Source organism: Arthrobacter sp. 10T416 (genome assembly GCF_056394165.1).
Genome location: NZ_JBFTHI010000001.1, coordinates 427,630 through 442,227, shown reverse-complemented (window position 1 = coordinate 442,227; position 14,598 = coordinate 427,630). Strand labels below are relative to the sequence as shown.

At 68.2% G+C, this 14,598-nt stretch carries 11 protein-coding genes; 8 read left to right on the top strand and 3 right to left on the bottom strand.

Annotated features, from left to right (window positions below):
* Positions 1-6 precede the first annotated feature (6 nt).
* Positions 7-969, bottom strand: a complete 963-nt coding sequence (locus AC1DBE_RS01990; protein ID WP_476878907.1) for a sugar-binding transcriptional regulator — start codon at positions 967-969, stop codon at positions 7-9.
* 125 nt (positions 970-1,094) lie between these two features.
* On the opposite strand from AC1DBE_RS01990, the gene AC1DBE_RS01985 reads away from it, so the two are divergent.
* From AC1DBE_RS01985 to holA, 8 genes are all read left to right on the top strand, one after another.
* Positions 1,095-2,879, top strand: a complete 1,785-nt coding sequence (locus AC1DBE_RS01985; RefSeq protein ID WP_476969445.1) for a glycerol-3-phosphate dehydrogenase/oxidase — start codon at positions 1,095-1,097, stop codon at positions 2,877-2,879.
* 152 nt (positions 2,880-3,031) lie between these two features.
* Complete coding sequence (locus AC1DBE_RS01980) at positions 3,032-3,781, top strand: MIP/aquaporin family protein (RefSeq protein WP_476878905.1); 750 nt, start codon at positions 3,032-3,034, stop codon at positions 3,779-3,781.
* Between the two features lie 77 nt (positions 3,782-3,858).
* On the top strand, positions 3,859-5,373 hold the full coding sequence (gene glpK, locus AC1DBE_RS01975) for a glycerol kinase GlpK (RefSeq protein WP_476878904.1): 1,515 nt from the start codon (positions 3,859-3,861) through the stop codon (positions 5,371-5,373).
* Between the two features lie 344 nt (positions 5,374-5,717).
* Positions 5,718-8,252 (top strand): leucine--tRNA ligase, encoded by a 2,535-nt coding sequence (gene leuS / locus AC1DBE_RS01970; RefSeq protein WP_476969444.1) that lies wholly within the window; start codon positions 5,718-5,720, stop codon positions 8,250-8,252.
* A gap of 69 nt (positions 8,253-8,321) precedes the next feature.
* Positions 8,322-9,347 (top strand): DegV family protein, encoded by a 1,026-nt coding sequence (locus tag AC1DBE_RS01965; RefSeq protein WP_476969443.1) that lies wholly within the window; start codon positions 8,322-8,324, stop codon positions 9,345-9,347.
* A 49-nt stretch (positions 9,348-9,396) separates the two neighbouring features.
* On the top strand, positions 9,397-10,278 hold the full coding sequence (locus tag AC1DBE_RS01960; protein ID WP_476969442.1) for a helix-hairpin-helix domain-containing protein: 882 nt from the start codon (positions 9,397-9,399) through the stop codon (positions 10,276-10,278).
* 1 nt (position 10,279) lies between these two features.
* Positions 10,280-12,241 carry a ComEC/Rec2 family competence protein gene (locus AC1DBE_RS01955; protein ID WP_476969441.1) on the top strand — a complete coding sequence of 654 codons (1,962 nt, stop codon included), beginning with the start codon at positions 10,280-10,282 and terminating at the stop codon, positions 12,239-12,241.
* Positions 12,160-13,173: a DNA polymerase III subunit delta gene (gene holA, locus AC1DBE_RS01950; protein WP_476878899.1), complete on the top strand. Its 1,014-nt coding sequence runs from the start codon at positions 12,160-12,162 to the stop codon at positions 13,171-13,173. The genes AC1DBE_RS01955 and holA overlap by 82 nt, the downstream gene beginning before the upstream one ends.
* 183 nt (positions 13,174-13,356) lie before the next feature.
* On the opposite strand, the gene rpsT is transcribed toward holA, so the two are convergent.
* Together rpsT and AC1DBE_RS01940 are read right to left on the bottom strand one after the other, a co-directional pair.
* Complete coding sequence (rpsT, locus tag AC1DBE_RS01945) at positions 13,357-13,617, bottom strand: 30S ribosomal protein S20 (RefSeq protein WP_307036225.1); 261 nt, start codon at positions 13,615-13,617, stop codon at positions 13,357-13,359.
* A gap of 241 nt (positions 13,618-13,858) precedes the next feature.
* Positions 13,859-14,422, bottom strand: a complete 564-nt coding sequence (locus AC1DBE_RS01940; RefSeq protein ID WP_476878898.1) for a type II toxin-antitoxin system PemK/MazF family toxin — start codon at positions 14,420-14,422, stop codon at positions 13,859-13,861.
* Between the last annotated feature and the right edge of the window lie 176 nt (positions 14,423-14,598).

The following is a 14,598-nucleotide window of genomic DNA, read 5'->3' as shown; positions in this document are numbered from 1 at the left end:
ACGCCGTCAGGCCAGGCCCTCGGAACTGACCAGTCGCCGGGCACTGGCCTCGTCCAGTATCAGGTCGGTGGCGAGGCCCGCGGCGAGCGCGCCCCGCAGTCCGTTGATCTTGGAGGCCCCGGACACCACGCAGATCCGGCGCCGGACCTGCCGCAGCTGCGCCAGGTCCGGCCCGGTGGACCGTTCGTTGAGCGTAATACCGTCGGAGGAGCCGTCGGCGCGGAAGAAGACGGTTGCGACGTCGCCGACGACGTCGGAACCTGCCAGGACGCTGAGATCGTCCTCGTCCAGGTAGCCGCCGGCGTACACATGGCTGGGGTAATCGGCGTCGACCGATCCGACGCCGAAAATGGCGATGCTCATCCGGGACTGCAGTTGCAGGATCCGCTGCACACTGCGCTCATTCCACATGGCCTTTTTGGTCTCGGCATGGTCAAAGAAGGCCGGCACGGGGAACTGCTCCACCCGGGCGCCGTAGGCGCTGCCGAAGCGCCGCATGATGTCCGAGGCGTAGGTGATGCCGGTGGTCTGCATGTTCCCGGCACCGTTGAGCTGGACGATGATGCTGTCATGGGTGATCTTCCGGGTCAGGTGCCGGCTGACGGCGCTCAGCGTGGAGCCCCACGCGACCCCGATGATGGCGTTCGAGTCCACCAGCGGCCCGATGGTCCGGGCCGCCTGCATGGCCACCCGGTCCAGGGTTTCGGCTTCGTTGAGCGTGTCGACCACCGGAACCACATGGACGTCCACCTTGTATTCGGCCCGGATCATGCTGGCAAGTTCGGGTCCGGTGTCCAGCGGGCTGCGGATCTGGATCTGCACCAGCCCCGACTCCCGGGCCGCTGAGAGCAGCCGCGAGACGGTCGACCGGGAGGTCCGCAACTCCCTGGCGATGGCGTCCATCGTGAGGTCCTGGAGGTAATAAAGCTGGGCGGCCCGGAGCGCATCGGACGGGCGTGTTGGCGACATGATGATTCCGATCTGCACGTTTGTGCATAGTGCTTGACTCCATTTTCCATTAGTCCAAACAATAGTGATGAACGACGGCGTGCCCTATTGGCGCGTCGCACAGCACCAATCCCTAGGGAGCAGTTTTGGGAAACAAGGTTTCATCCGGCCATCCGGCGTCGAGCGCACCCCGCACATCCGTGCAGGAGCTGCGAAACAGGCCCCACGCGCAAGTGCTGATCATCGGCGGCGGCATCAACGGAGTCGGAACCTTCCGTGACCTGGCGCTCCAGGGCGTCGACGTCGCGCTCGTTGAACGCGGCGACTTCTGCCAGGGCGCCAGCGGCGCCTCCTCGCATATGATCCACGGTGGTATCCGGTACCTCGAGAACGGCGAATTCCGGCTGGTCCAGGAGTCCGTGGTGGAACGCAACCGCCTCCTGAAGATCGCCCCGCACTACGTCAAACCGCTGCAGACCACCATCCCGATCTTCAGCACCTTCTCCGGCATCCTCGCCGCGCCGCTGCGGTTCCTGACCCACAAACAGCAGGGTGCGCCCAAGGAGCGCGGCGCCTTCCTGATCAAGCTTGGCCTGAGCATGTACGACTCCTTCTCCCGCGACGGCGGGACCGTTCCGCGCCACCAGTTCCGCGGACGCAAGCGTGCCCTGGCGGAGCTGCCCCGGCTGCACCCCGGCATCAAATACGCCGCGACCTACTTCGACGCTTCCGTGCACAACCCGGAGCGGCTCACCCTCGATGTCCTGCAGGACGGCGAGAAGGCCGGCGAAGCGGGCGGCAACGGAGCCCGCGCCAGCAACTATCTCTCGCTCGTCTCCATGGACGGCGCATCCGCCGGCGGAAAAGCAGGCACCGTCCAGCTCCGCGACGAACTGACCGGCGAGGTCTTCGACTTCAGCGCCGACGTCGTGGTCAACACCACCGGCGCCTGGGTGGACCTGACCAACCAGGCCATGGGTTCCGCGTCCGCCTTTATGGGCGGCACCAAGGGCTCCCACATTGTCCTGGACCACCCCGAGCTGCTGGAGGCCTGCCAGGGCCGCGAGATCTTCTTCGAACACACCGACGGCCGGATCGTCCTGATCTACCCGATGGGTGACAGGGTCCTCGTCGGCACCACCGACATCGACGCCGATCCCGCCGAGGACGCCGTGTGCACCGAGGCTGAGATCGACTACTTCTTCGACCTCATTGGCCACGTCTTCCCGGACGTCGCCGTGAACCGTGAACAGATCGTCTACAGCTTCTCCGGAGTCCGCCCCCTGCCCCGGCACGACGCCACGCAGCCGGGATTCGTCAGCCGCGACTACCGGATCGAACGCCGCGGCGGAGCCGGCAAGTCAGGCGCGGAAACCCCGGTCGTGCTCAGCCTGGTGGGCGGCAAGTGGACCACGTTCCGTGCCCTCGCCGAGCACCTGAGCAACGACGTACTCGCCGAACTCGGCCTGGAGCGGAAAGTCTCGACGGCGAAGCTCCCCATCGGCGGCGGTGCCGGCTTCCCGGAGACCGATGACGGCGTCCAGCGCTGGATCAAGTCCCACATGGCCGCCGGCCGCGACGCGGACCGCACCGCCGGCCTGCTGACCCGCTACGGCACACGCGCCGTGGACGTTATGGCCTATCTTGACGCCGGACAGGACCGGGCCTTGCACTCCACCCGGGAACTGAGCGTCCGTGAATTGGAGTTCATGGCCCACAACGAGCAGGTCGGCCACCTGATCGACGTCCTGGTCCGCCGCACCTCACTGGCATTCCGCGGGCTGGTGACCGGCGAACTCCTCAATGAGGTGGCCGGAATCCTGGCCGGACCGCTGGGCTGGGATGCGCAAAAGCGCAGCGCCGAGATCAACCACGCCCAGGAGGTGCTGCGGCGGAACCACGGCGTCCAGGTCCACAGCCTGGTCGCCTAAGAGCTTGTGCGACCGGACGGGTTTGTCCGGGAGCAAAGACTGCGGCTCCTTCCGGGGCGTCGCAGTGGCCGGCCGGCAGCGCGAAACCGCTGCCGGCCCAACGGCCCTTCAAACTCGCGAAGGGCTGACAACAGAAAATAGAGGAGTCAAAGATGTCTCTTGGAATAGTTTTCCTGTCCGAAGTATTCGGCACCGCAATGCTGACCCTGCTGGGTTGCGGCGTTGTGGCCAACGTTGCGCTCAAAGGCACCAAGGGCAACAACGGCGGGTTCCTGATGGTCACGTGGGGATGGGGCATTGCTGTCTTCTGCGGTGTCTTCGTTGCCGCCAAGTCCGGAGCGCACCTAAACCCGGCCGTCACCTTCGGCCTGCTGCTCAACGGCAAGAAGGAATACGCCCCCGGTGTCGCGGTGGACTTTGGTTCCACCCTGACCTACTTCGGCGGTGAACTGCTTGGTGCCTTCCTCGGCGCCGTCGTGATGTGGCTGGCCCACAAGCAGCACTTCGACGCCGAACCCGAGCCCGCCAGCAAGCTCGGCGTGTTCTCCACCGGCCCGGCCATCCGCTCCACCCCCTGGAACCTGATCACCGAGATCATCGGCACCTTCGTCCTCGTTTTCGTCATCCTGACGTTCGGCGGGACCCCCTCGGGACTTGGCCCGCTGGCAGTCGCCCTGCTCGTTGTCGGTATCGGTGTCTCCCTCGGTGGCCCCACCGGCTACGCCATCAACCCTGCCCGTGACCTCGGTCCGCGCATCGCCCACGCGCTGCTGCCCATCAAGGGCAAGGGCGCGTCGGACTGGAGCTACTCCTGGATCCCGGTCGTCGGCCCGCTCGTTGGCGGCGGACTCGCCGGCATCGTCGCAGCCATCGTGCCGATCATCGCCACTGCGGCCGCGTAGCCCCGCCGATCCAACCGTATTAGCCCGCTCGAATCGCATCACTTCAACCGTCAGGCCCACAAGACAAGGACGTCAGCATGAACCAGTATGTAATTGCCATTGACCAGGGAACCACGAGCACCCGTGCCATTGTGTTCGACCACAGCGGCAACATCGTTTCCTCCGGCCAGATGGAGCACGAGCAGATCTTCCCGCAGGCAGGCTGGGTTGAGCATGACCCCGCGGAGATCTGGAACAACACCCGCGAGGTCATCGCCTCGGCGCTGTCCAAGGCCAACCTCACCCGCCACGACATCGCCGCCGTCGGCATCACCAACCAGCGTGAGACCGCGGTGGTCTGGGACAAGACCACCGGCAAGGCCGTCTACAACGCGATCGTCTGGCAGGACACCCGCACACAGTCGATCGTTGACGAACTTGCCAAGGACGGCGGGCCGGAGCGCTTCAAGCAGAAGGTGGGCCTGCCGCTGGCGACCTACTTCTCCGGCACCAAGATCAAGTGGATCCTGGACAACGTCGAGGGCGCCCGCGCCAAGGCCGAGGCCGGGGACCTTGTCTTCGGCAACACCGACTGCTGGGTGCTCTGGAACCTGACCGGCGGTACCGACGGCGGCGTGCACGTAACCGATGTCACAAACGCCTCGAGGACCATGTTCATGGACCTTGAAACGCTGTCCTGGGACCAGGAAATCCTGGATGCCTTCGGTGTCCCGGCCTCGATGATGCCGGCCATCAAGTCCTCCTCCGAGGTCTACGGCAATGTCCACACCTCCCAGCTGCTGCGTGAGGTTCCGGTCGCCGGCATCCTCGGCGACCAGCAGGCGGCCACCTTCGGCCAGGCGGCGTTCGATACCGGCGAGGCGAAGAACACCTACGGCACGGGCTGCTTCCTGATCTTCAACACCGGTGAGGAAATCGTCCACTCCAAGAACGGCCTGCTCACCACCGTCGGCTACAAGCTCGGCGACGCCAAGCCGCACTACGCCCTGGAAGGCTCGATCGCTGTCACCGGTTCGCTGGTGCAGTGGCTGCGCGACAACCTCGGCATGATCGGCAGCGCCCCGGAGGTCGAGACCCTGGCCGCCTCCGTCGAAGACAACGGCGGCGTGTACATCGTTCCGGCGTTCTCCGGCCTCTTCGCACCGTACTGGCGTTCCGACGCCCGCGGCGCGATTGTCGGGCTGACCCGCTTCGTGAACAAGAACCACATCGCCCGCGCGGCCCTGGAGGCCACGGCCTTCCAGACCCGCGAGGTGCTCGACGCCGTGAATGCGGACTCGGGGGTTCCGCTCACGGAGCTGAAGGTCGACGGCGGTATGGTCGCCAACGACGCCCTGATGCAGTTCCAGGCCGACATCCTCGGTGTGCCGGTGATCCGGCCGAAGGTCGTCGAGACCACCTCCCTGGGTGCGGCCTACGCGGCCGGCCTGGCCGTCGGGTTCTGGAAGGATCTGGGCGAGTGCTCGGCCAACTGGTCCGAGGACAAGCGCTGGGAGCCGCAGATGGATCAGGCCGAGCGTGACCGCCAGATGCGTCTGTGGAAGAAGGCCGTCACCAAGTCCATGGAGTGGGTCGACGAGGACGTGAAGTAGGCCACAGCTCTGACGAGGGAGGCCGCACCCGCCCCGCCCGCTTCGCGGTGCCCACCACACCCTGGCGGGGTGCGGCCTCCCTCTTCTCAGCGTTCCGATCCAGCCGCTCGTGGCGACTTACCTTGGGGGCGGCGGGCTTTGCGCTAAAGTAGTCGTATGCGTGCGATCCTCCTGCTTAGTTAGCCGCCCGGCATCCCGACGAACAGCCGGATTGCCGAGCGGCAGCCCCTCCGTGTCGAGGGGCTTTTGTGTGTCCGGGGCAGTTACCGGCCAGCAGCAGGGGACCTGGGATCAGGCAGGACAGTCCTGATCCGACAAGATCGAAAGAACAGAAGAGGCCAGCAGTGAGCGTTCAGCCGGAGACAGAAACCGGAACAGCAGCAGCCATCGCAAGCGAAGGCCCCGAGGAGGGCGCCTACAGCTTCGCCGCCATGGAGGCCAAGTGGCCGCAGGTCTGGGAGGACCTCAAGGTCTTCACGCCGCTGGATGACGGGTCGAAGGAACGCCGCTACGTGCTGGACATGTTCCCGTACCCCTCCGGTGACCTGCACATGGGCCACGCCGAAGCGTTCGCGATGGGCGACGTCGTCGCCCGCTACCTGCGCCAGCAGGGCTTCGATGTGCTGCACCCGATCGGCTGGGACTCGTTCGGTCTGCCGGCCGAGAACGCCGCCATCAAACGCAACGCGCACCCCAGCGAGTGGACCTACGCGAACATCGACACCCAGGCGGCGTCGTTCAAGCGCTACGCGATTTCCGCGGACTGGTCCCGCCGGCTGCACACCTCCGACGCCGGGTACTACCGCTGGACCCAGTGGCTCTTCAAGCGCTTCTACGAACGCGGCCTGGCCTACCGCAAGAACTCGCCGGTCAACTGGTGCCCCAAGGACCAGACCGTGCTGGCCAACGAACAGGTCGTCAACGGCGCCTGCGAACGGTGCGGCACCGCCGTCACCAAGAAATCGCTGAACCAGTGGTACTTCAAGATCACGGACTACGCGGACCGCCTGCTCGATGACATGGACGAACTGCGCGGCCACTGGCCCGAGCGCGTGCTGGCCATGCAGAAAAACTGGATCGGCCGTTCCGAGGGTGCGCACGTCAACTTCGTCATCGAAGCCGACGCCGGCAAGCCCGCCAAGGACGTCACCGTCTTCACCACCCGTCCGGACACCCTGTACGGCGCGACGTTCTTCGTGGTCGCCGCGGACGCCCCGCTCGCCGTCGAACTGGTCACCGACGAGCACGCCGCAGCCCTGGACGCCTACCGCGAACAGGTCAAGGCGCTGTCCGAAATCGAACGGCAGTCAACCGAACGGGAGAAGACCGGCGTCTTCACCGGCCGGTACGCCACCAACCCGCTGAACGGCGAAAAGCTGCCCGTCTGGGCCGCCGACTACGTGCTGGCGGACTACGGCACCGGCGCCATCATGGCCGTGCCGGCCCACGACCAGCGCGACCTCGACTTCGCCAAGACCTTCGACCTGCCCGTCCGGGCGGTGCTGGACACCGGCGAGGAGGACCCTGCCGTCTCCGGCACGGCGACCTCCGGCGAGGGCACCCTGATCAATTCCGGCGCGCTGGATGGCCTGCCCAAGGCCGAGGCCATCCCGGCCGCCATCGAGATCTTGGCGCAGCAAGGAACGGGCGAGAAATTCGTGAACTTCCGCCTGCGCGACTGGCTGCTGAGCCGCCAGCGCTTCTGGGGAACCCCTATCCCGATCATCCACTGCCCGTCCTGCGGCGAAGTGCCGGTCCCGGATGACCAGCTCCCGGTCACCCTGCCCGAGGACCTGCGCGGCGAGGACCTGTCCCCGAAGGGCACCTCCCCGCTGGCCGCCGCCGAGGCCTGGGTCAACGTCGAATGCCCCACCTGCCACGGCCCGGCGAAACGGGACACGGACACCATGGACACCTTCGTGGATTCGTCCTGGTACTTCCTGCGCTTCGTTTCCCCGGACTACACCGAGGGACCATTCGACCCGGCCAAGATCAACGACTGGATGCCCGTGGGGCAGTACGTCGGCGGTGTGGAGCACGCCATCCTGCACCTGCTGTACGCACGCTTCTTCACGAAGGTCATCCACGACCTCGGACTGATCGAAGCCGACGAACCCTTCCGTGCCCTGCTCAACCAGGGCCAGGTTCTCAACGGCGGCAAAGCCATGAGCAAGTCCCTGGGCAACGGTGTGGACCTGGGTGAACAGCTGGACAAGTACGGCGTCGACGCCGTGCGCCTGACCATGATCTTCGCCTCCCCGCCGGAGGACGACGTCGACTGGGCCGACGTATCGCCGTCGGGCTCCGCGAAGTTCCTCGCCCGCGCCTGGCGGCTCGGCCAGGACGTTACGAGCGCACCCGGCGTCGACTTCTCCACCGGCGACCGGGCCCTGCGCACGGTCACCCACCGCACCATCGCCGACGCGCAGGCGCTGCTGGACCACAACAAATTCAACGTGGTGGTCGCCAAGCTGATGGAGCTGGTGAACGCGACCCGCAAAACGATCGACGCTGCAGGGGGCGCCGGCGGTGCGGATCCGGCCGTCCGCGAGGCTGTGGAAGCTGTTGCCGTCATCCTGAGCCTCTTCGCCCCGTACACGGCCGAGGACCTCTGGAACGTGCTGGGACACCCGGCGTCCGTCGCCAACGCCGGCTGGCCCACGCATGACGAGGCCCTGCTGGTGCAGGACTCTGTCACCGCCGTCGTCCAGGTCCAGGGCAAGGTGCGTGACCGGCTCGAGGTATCGCCGGACATCAGCGAGGACGAACTGCGCGAACTGGCCCTGGCGTCCGAGTACGTCCAGCGCGCAATGGACGGACGGGGCATCCGCACGGTTATTGTCCGGGCCCCTAAACTGGTCAACATCGTCCCGGCCTAGCCGGGCAGGCCATTTTCGATCCGGCCGCCGGCAGACGCCKGCGGCCGGAACTCTTCCAGGAGGTGTGTGGTGCCCGACCGTGAGCCCCCTGGCTGGCCCTGGCTGCGCGAACGCCTCATCAGGCTCCGCCAGGCCACCCGTCCGGGCGCCGTTGTTGAACCCGTGCCAGCGGTGGCCGTGCGGACCGCAGTGGTCACGGATTCGGCAGCCGCGCTGCCCGCGGAGTGGGTGCGCGACTTCACCGCCGACGGCCGCCTCACCGTGGTGCCGATGCCGGTGATGGTGGGCACCGAGATCTACGGCGAAGGTGAGGACGACATCGCCGAGACCATCGCCGTGGCGCTTGCCGGCGCGGTGCCGGTCCACACGTCGCGGCCCTCGCCCGGCCAGTTCGAGCAGGCTTACCTGGCGGCTGCGGCCCGCGGCTTCGAAGCAGTCGTCTCGATACACATCTCCGGCGAGCTCTCCGGTACAGCCGATTCCGCCCGGCTCGCCGCGGCCAGGGTCGGGATCCCAGTGGAGATCCTCGATTCCCGCACGGTCGGGATGGCTCTCGGCATGGGCGTGCAGAGCGCCGTGGTCGCGGCCGCCGACGGCCGGAGCGCCGGACAGGTCAGGGCTTTCGCCGAGGAACGGCTGGCCCGCACCAAGGTCTATTTCTACGTGCCGAGCCTCGAGCAGCTGCGCCGCGGGGGACGGATCGGTGCGGCGGCCTCCCTGTGGGGCACCATGTTCTCCATCAAGCCGATCCTCGCGGTCGACGGCGGCAAGGTAGTGCCGCTGGAAAAGGTCCGCTCCGCTGCGCGCGCCGTTGGCCGGCTCGAAGAGATCGTGGCAGCCGATGCGCGCTCCCGCCCCAACGGCGAGGCCCGGATCGCGGTGCACCACTTCGGTAACCGGGTGGAGGCTGAACAGATGGCCGCCCGGCTGGGTCAGCTGCTTCCGGATTGCCCGCCCGCCCAGCTCAGCGCACTGCCTGCGGTGTTGGCTGCCCACGCCGGGCTCGGCGTCCTGGCCGTCATTGTGGGGGAGAGCAGCACTCCACTGCCCGGGAGCGGTCAGACGCCGGAGACTGCCGGGCCGCTTTCCACATAGCCGTTTCCGCCCCTGTCGGCCCGATGGCTGCCGTTTTTACGCTGGGTGCATGTCAGGCCGATATCCGGACGCCGGGTCCCGCGGCGGAGCCGTCCCGGCCCGGCACCGCTGGGCCGCCACCTTAGGCGCCGCCCCGGACGAGGGGCTGCTCGGGCCCATGCCGGGCAGCAGGAACCCGACGGCGGTCTTCCCTCCGGTGCGGGGCGAGGCGAACGACGACGCGGGGGCCGCCGCGGGCGAGGCCGGTGTGCAGGGCGGGGCCGGATTCCGGTGGCGGACAGGCCGGCGGGCCGCTGCGCTCCTGGCGGTTGTCTCGGTGCTGCTGGGCGGCTGGTTCTGGTGGCAGGCGGCGAGCGGCGCACCACGGGTCGAGTCAATAGCGCAGAGGGCCGGAGCCGACGCGGGGGCCGGCGGAGAGCCCGGGACTGGCGCGACCGCAGCCCCGGCGGCCACCGCGCCCGCCGGAGGGACGGCAGCAGTCATCATCGTGCACGTCGCCGGCGCCGTCGCCAAAGCCGGAGTGGTGGAGCTGCCGCGCGGGAGCCGGCTCCACGAAGCCATCAAGGCTGCCGGCGGAAGTACCCGCACGGCCGACCTCGACCGGCTCAACCTCGCCGCTGTCCTCGAGGACGGCCAGAAGATCCTCGTTCCGGAGCGGGGCAGCCCGGACCCTGTGGAACCCGCAGGCCCGTCCACAACTTCGGGTGCAGGCACGGCAAATGGATCCGGAGAGTCTTCGGGGAGGGTCAACCTGAACACCGCCGGCGTCGAAGAACTCACCACCCTGCCCCGTGTCGGGCCGGTGCTGGCCCAGAGAATCGTGGACTGGCGGAAGCAGCACGGCCGGTTCGGCAGGGTCGAAGAACTCGATGCTGTAGATGGCGTCGGCCCAAAGATGCTTGCGGCGCTCCTACCCCTGGTGAGGGTCTGACATGGCAGCCTCACCCCGGCCCCGGTGGCAGATCATGCGGGACGCCGCCGCCGCAGGGATGGCCAGGGGCCCGGACACACCGGACCACACCCCGTCCGGGGACGGCGCCCAAGCGCGTACCCTGCGCCAAGTGCTGTCTGGGGCCCTGGCGGATGCGCTGCACCGGGCGAGGGGCCGGGAGCGGCAACAGAGCCCGAGCCCCCAGCGCCGCCGGACCGACGTGCGGCTGGTCCCCGCCACACTCCTGGTCTGGGCTACAGCGTTGGCCGGCGGTTGGCTGGCGCCGGCCGCCCTCGCCGTACTGTGCGCTGCTCTATCAGCCGCGGCTGCCGCCCTGTTGCTTGGGGTCCAGTCCCGCCGCCGGAGCCCCGTAGCGCGCAGCCTCCGGGCCACGATGGCCGTCGGTTTGCTGCTTTCGTCCGTCGCCGGTGCCCATTCGGCGGGGGCGTCCACGTTACGGAGCGAGGGAGCGGTGTCGGAGGCCGTCGCCGCCGGCGCCTCCGTGGTGGCCGAGGTCGACGTCGCCGCCACGCCCAAACGGCTACGGGCGCCAGGACGTTCCGGCCTCGCGGACCGTTGGCTGGTCCCGGTGACCCTTCGGGTTCTGGTCTTCGATGGCCGCAGGGTGGAGGCCCCCGCGAAGCTGCTGGTCGTCGGCGGACGCGGGTGGCAGATCGCCGAACCAGGCCAGCGGTTCCGGACAACTGGCACCCTCAAAACGGCCGGGCAAGGCGAAGCCGAGGCAGGAATGCTGGCCGCGTCCTCCGCGCCGCAGCAGCTGTCGGCCGCCCCGGGCTGGGAAAGCCTGCCAGCCAAGCTGGGCCAAGGGTTCCGTACCGCCGCAGAACGCCTGGCGGGGGACGCCCGCGGCCTGTTGCCCGGCATGGTCACGGGGGACACCGCCGCCCTGGACGCGCAGCTGGCCGCAGCCATGAAAACCGTCGGCATGACGCACCTGACCGCTGTCAGCGGAGCCAACTGCAGCCTCATCCTGGGCGCCCTGCTGCTCGCGGCCCGCAGCCTGCGGTTCCCCCGTGCTGTAGCCGCGACGGTTGCGGCCACCGGACTGGGGCTCTTCGTCCTAATGGTCGGCCCCGACGCCAGTGTGCTCCGGGCGGCCCTCATGGGGGCCATCGGACTCTCGGCCCTGGTGTTCGGCCGGGCCGGGCGCGGCCTCAGCCTGCTCTGCCTGGCGTCAACTGGACTATTGCTCGGGAGCCCCGAACTCGCCGGCGACTTCGGGTTTGTGCTGTCCGTCCTGGCGACCCTGGGCATCGTCGTCGCCGGAGGCCCCCTCATGGGCTGGTTTCCACCGGCTGTGCCTCGCTGGGCGGCTGCGGGCCTCGCGGTCCCGTTGTCGGCGCAACTGTTCTGTGGTCCCGTGATTGTGCTGCTTCAGCCCCAGTTCAGCAGCTACGCCCTGGCGGCGAACCTGGCCGCCGCTGCGTTCGTGGCGCCCGTGACGCTTACGGGTACGGCCGCGGTACCGCTGGTGCCACTCGTTCCGGACGTCGCTGCACTGCCCATCGCAGTGGCCGGCATGTTCGCCGACGGAGTGGCCGGAATAGCACGCTACTTTGCAGCCCTGCCTGGCGCGGCGCTGCCGTGGCCGGAGGGAGCCTTCGGTGCAGCCACGATGGCGGGCTTCTCCGCCGTGTCCCTGGCCGGGACGTGGGCGGCCACCCACCCCGCCGCCGTCCGGCGTCTGGTCCTGATCCTGCATGGGCAGGCCACACTGTTGCTCACCCGGATCCTCGACCACCCTGCGGCATCCGCAGCTGCCCGGAAACCGCCCGTCCGGCACAGACCGCGCGGCTTGGAGCACCGCCCCGGCCGTGGCACGCTTAGAGTCTGCAAACCAACTTCCCGGAGGAACCACCAGTGGCTGCTGCCCAGACCCAACGCACCCGGACCACGGCCGCGAACACCGCCACCTGGCGGGACGTTACGCCGGCGCCGGTAGTGCTGGTGGGCGGACCGGAAGACTATCTGGGGTCCCGGGCCATGGACCGGATCCGCTCCCAGGTCCGCGCCGCCGCGCCCGACGTCGAGGTCACCCGGCTCAACGCCGGCAGCTACGACCCCGGGGCCCTGGCCATGAACGTCAGCCCGTCGCTGTTCGGTGAGCAGAAGCTGATCGAAGTGGAAGGCCTCGAGGCAATGAATGATGCCTTCCTCGCCGACGCGCTCAAGTACCTGGCCCAGCCGGAACCGGACGCAGTCCTGGTGCTGCGGCACGGCGGGGGAGTGCGCGGCAAGAAACTGCTCGACGCCATTAAGGCCGGCGGGTGGCCCGTGGTTGACTGCCAGCCGTTGAAAAAAGACGCTGACAAGGTGGCCTTCGTCACCACGGAGTTCAAGGCGGCCTCGCGGCGCATCGAGCCTGAGGCAGTGCAGGCCCTGGTCAATGCCGTCGGGGCAAATCTGTCCGAGCTCGCCGCGGCCTGCAGCCAGCTGATCGCCGATGCCACGTCCGCCGTCGATGCCGAACTGGTGGACCGCTACTACGGCGGCAGGGTCGAAGCTTCCGGTTTCAAGGTCGCCGACGCAGCGATGGCCGGAAACGCGCCCCTGGCCCTGTCGACCCTCCGGCACGCCCTGGACACCGGGGCGGACCCCGTGCCGATCGTTGCCGCCCTTGCCTCGAAACTGCGCTCCCTGGCCAAAGTTGCCGGCGCGCAGGGTTCGTCTGCCCAGATCGCGAAACAGCTGGGCATGCAGCCCTGGCTGGTGGAACAGGCGCAGCGTGAGGTGAGGCGGTGGACCCCGGAAGGCCTGGTCCGGTCCATTCAGGTCACCGCCGAGGCAGACGCCCAGGTCAAAGGGCTGTCCCGTGATCCGGTTTATGCCGTCGAGCACGCCGTCACGGTCATCGCGGGATCGGTCCGGCGCTGACCCTCGGGGGCGCGGGCCGGTTGCCGATAGCTCCGCAGTGTGTCCCCGCAGGCGAGGGGCTGATCCCGCTCAGGCTGGCGCCGGCCCGCACCGCCGCAGAAAATGTGGCCGGGTTTTTAACTGGCTGTGGCCGGCACCCTGGGGTGCCGGCCACAATCGTCAGTTCAGTTGAACTGGAAAACCTTAGAGTGCGTTGACCTTCTTGGAGATCGCCGACTTGCGGTTTGCAGCGTTGTTCTTGTGAAGAACACCCTTGCTGACAGCCTTGTCGAGCTTCCGGCTGGCAGAAACCAGTGCAGCAGCAGCGGCATCCTTGTCGGTGGACGCAACGGCAGTGTTGACGGCGCGGATGGCCGTCTTCAGCTCGGACTTGACTGCGTTGTTGCGCAGGCGAGCCTTTTCGTTGGTCAGGATGCGCTTCTTCTGGGACTTGATATTAGCCACGTGTGAACTCTCTTTTTCAATGCGGAAAATGGTCTAGAGGGCTTTCAGATTGGCCATTGACTGAGCGGCGTGGGGATACCTATGGCGACCAACCATCTGTGGCCGTCGACCTGCACGGACACACAGCTGTCAATAATAGCAGAGCAGTGCACCCGCTGGCGATTTCGGGCCGGTTGCGCGGGTCGCGTCCGGCCGGACGGGGAGCGGCCGGGCCCCGCCGGAGTAAGACCTCCCGGCGGGATCAGGACCAGCCGTGGCGGGTGCGCAGGGCCGCGGCGATATCGCGGAACCGTCCGGCATCCAGGATTGCCCCTTCGCGGCGCACATCCTGGGGATTGATCTGCAGGACGCGGTCCACCCTGGCCTCGCTGGGGCGCCACTGTCGGTCCCAGGGTCCGGTACCGATGTCCACGTAGTCATCCGCGCGTCGGGCGTCGCTGTCGTGGTCCTTGCTGGTGAGCATCAGCCCCAGCAGATAGCGCCCCCGGGTCCCGACGAGCAGTACCGGGCGGTCCTTGCCGCGGCTGTGGTCCTCCTCGAACGGAACCCACGTCCAGACAATCTCGCCCGGCTCAGGCAGGCCGTTGACGGCGGGCCTGTACTGGACGGTGGATGTGCCCTGGAAGTCACCGGGGTAGCGGCCGCTCAGGCCAATGCTGCCTGCGCCTGCCTTGCCGGGGGCAGACGCGCGGCCGCGGGCGGTGCCCGAGGGCCGCCGGGTGGGTGCCGGCCCACCGCCCAGCCGGTCCAGGAAACGCAGGGTGCGGCGGAGGGCGTTGCCAAAGGAGCGAAGGTTCAGGGCCATGGGCACACCATACCGCCCGCCGCGCCCCGGCCCCGGCAGCAGCCCGGAGCTAGGTTCCTTTGCGCCGGCAATGGCCGGTCCGTGGCGGGAATGCGGTGCCGGAGACGCGGACGTGGGAGACTATAGGAACGACAAATGCGGTGCGCCGCAGCACGGCGGACAGCCGGCAGCGCCAC